Genomic DNA, 2,943 nt, shown 5'->3' with positions numbered 1-2,943 from the left:
GACAAGGAGTGGTCCGAGCAGATGGAGGCGCGCGTCCTGGACCCTGGGATGACCCCCGCCGCCTTCGGTCGCATGCTCCGCGACGCGCTGGAGGAGGACTTGGGGGTCAAGGTGGCCGATGTGCGCGTGCTTGGGCACGCCTGGGGCTTCGAGGCCGGAGTTCAGCTCTTCAAGGCCAAGCCTGCTGATGTCACCGCACGGCTCGACGACCTGGAGGCGTGCCTGGTGGCCCGCCCCGGATCGATCCTGATCCAGCAGTCGAGCCAGGCCCGGCCGCTGTTCACGCTCCGGGCGCTGGGCAAGGACCCGTGGAAGGGCATGGCGGGCCTCCCGTACCGGATGCCGCGCTCGCAGAAGGTCGCCGAGGACATCCCGGTCGGCCGGTGCCTGACGCAGGCTCCGCTCGCGCTGCCGCTGCTGCGGACCAACGGCGTCCTGGTCGGCGGCCCCGGCTCCGGCAAGTCGACCGCGCTCCTGGACATCGCCGAGGCGCTGACCGCGTGTGAGGACGTTGCGGTCTGGGACATCGACTTGGGGTCGTCCGGCGCGGGCCTGGACCCGATGGGTGCAGCGATCCAGCGCCGTGCCACGAGCAAGGCGGCGGCGAAGATCCTGTTGGAGGACGCGCTCGCCATCGCGAAGGGGCGCCCGCGGCTGTTCAAGCCGATGGGCATGGGCCGCAACTGGCAGCCCTCCCCCACCCACCCGGCGCTCGTGCTGCTGATCGACGAGTATCCGGCGCTCGTCGCGGCCGGGCTGTTCCCGCTCGTTTCGGAGATCATCCGGACCGGCCGCAAGAGCGCGGTGACGGTGATGATGGCCGCTCAGGGCGCTTCCAAGGATTTCCTCGGCGCGGCCGATCCGGCGTCGGTGCCGCTGCGGATCGCGCTGCCCTGCCAGAGCCAGGACGTCACCCGGCTCATGGGCGCCGGCGCCATCGCGGAAGGCTGGGCGGCCCACCGGCTCCAGCCCGCCGAGGGCAACGAGCCGCGTGACGCGTCGGTCTGCTACATCAAGTCCGGCCGTCACGCCGAGCCGATCCCGTACCGGTTCGCGTGGCTGGACGACGAGGACGCGGAACAGCGCGCGATGGAGCGCAAGATGGCTGGGCTCCCCCAGCTCGACGCGGACTCGCTGAAGGTCGCGGGCATCGAGGAGCTGGCCGCGCTCCCGGACACGATCGAGACGTGGGCCCCGGCCGAGGACGAACTCACCGAGGACGGCGAGTACGCCGACGCGGCGGCCGAACTTCCGCTGCCCGAGCTCCCGGCCGCCGCGCTCGCCGTGCTCCAGGAGCACGACGGCCCCGCGATGGAGAGCAAGGAGATCCTGGCCGCGCTCCAGGCGAAGGACGCCGAGGCGTACGGATCGCTGTCCGTCGTCGGCCTCGGGCGGGCCCTCTCAGCGTTCGGCGCGACGGCCCGCAGCTTCGGCCGGGGCCGGGCCGTCTACCTCTCGGACATGATCCAGGCGGCGGCCGACTACCGGGCGAAGGGCGCCTGAGCATCTGCCGCGCATCTGCCGCACGGCGTCAGATGGCCGCGAAGATGCGGCAGATGCGCGGCAGATGAATCCGCAGATGAAAACCGCGTCTGACCTGCTGGAACATGTGCCGCAGCAGATACGGCAGATGGGCCCCGAACCCCCCTTCCAGGCGCTTGGAAGGGGGGTTTCGGCGCCCTCCGGCGCACGGCTTGCGGGACTCCCCTTGCACCACTCGCCCACGTGGTACATACTGAACCAGGCGGCCCGGTGCGGACCGCTTGGACTATTCGCCCCACCCTCAGGAGGAACCCGTGAACGAGGCCCAGCTCGACAACGTGATTGCCCGCATCGACGCGGCGGCCGCCCGGCTCCACGGCCCGGCGTACACCCCGGCGGAGAAGGCCGACGCGGCCGCTCTCCTGCGGGACATGCTGGACGCCGCCCACCGCCACGGCGTCGGCCTGGCTCACTTCGACTTCCTGGTCGACCTCCCGCAGGCGGCCCTCCAGGCGGCCCGGATGAAGAACGAGGACTGACCCACCGGCCCCGGGCGGGCGCTGACCGGCGCCCGCCCCCACCACCCGAGAGGACACCGCCATGACCGCCACCCCGGCCGACATGTCCCACGCGATGCTGATCGCGATCCTGATGCACCACGGCGGGTCGCTGGAGATCCCCGCTTCCGCCTTCGACCGCGACGCGATCGGCGGCATCGACGGGGCTTTCCACGCCGTGGCGATGGAGCCCCTGCCCGGCACCGGCACCCTCCGCATCAGCGTCCGGCCCCGGCCCGACGTCGACGGCGCCGCGATCATCCGCGAGGACTGACCCGCGCGCAGAAGAGCCCCGCCCGGTTCGGGCGGGGCTTCTTTCGACCCATCAGGCCCCATGCGCCTCAGACGGCCTCACGGCGCGTCAGAGGGGGGCAGGGGCACCGATCCGCCCCAGAGGTGCCAGGATCGCTCACAGGCCCCCGTACAGGGCCCCAGACATGGCACAACCCCGGGTTCCGACGCCCGGGGTTGCCGCCCCAACCGGCTGTAGCGAGCCGGAGAGGACGTTTGCTCGTGACGAGCGTACCGATCAGCGCTACCGCTTCACCACACCCCGCCGGGCCGCGCCGCTGCTACTGCGGCAAGCCGCTCGCTCAGACGCCCGGCAAGCGTCCCCGCCGCTTCTGCGGAGAGGCTTGCCGAAGCGCCGCCCGACGGGACCCCGGCGGCTCCAAAAGGGCCGCCGCAGACGCCGTTTCCGCAGGTCAGACCAAAAGCGGTCGCCTAGGGACTGAATCAACAGAGTTTCGCGGGGGTAAAACGGCAACCCCGTCCGGCGGGGCGAAAACGCCCGCCGCCCTGGCGGCGGAGGCGGCCGAAAGGGCCCGGAAGCACAAGGCCCGCCGCTACCAGGGCCGCCGGACGCTGTGGCGGATCACCGGGCAGCCCGCGTGCAAGGGCTGCG

Annotated in this window: 2 protein-coding genes and 1 pseudogene; all 3 read left to right on the top strand. The window is 72.0% G+C overall.

The features are described 5' to 3' along the window. Positions 1-1,503, top strand: a pseudogene (locus tag ACZ3J7_RS40930) (hypothetical protein); the annotation flags it as partial. Between the two features lie 293 nt (positions 1,504-1,796). Next, entirely contained in the window at positions 1,797-2,021 is a 225-nt protein-coding gene (locus ACZ3J7_RS40925; protein ID WP_465628480.1) for a hypothetical protein, read from the top strand. 61 nt (positions 2,022-2,082) lie between these two features. Continuing rightward, positions 2,083-2,313, top strand: a complete 231-nt coding sequence (locus tag ACZ3J7_RS40920; RefSeq protein WP_465628478.1) for a pRL2-19 — start codon at positions 2,083-2,085, stop codon at positions 2,311-2,313. Positions 2,314-2,943: the final 630 nt, after the last annotated feature.

The organism is Kitasatospora sp. NPDC015121 (assembly GCF_055562955.1).
This window is presented reverse-complemented; position numbering and strand designations above follow the sequence as displayed.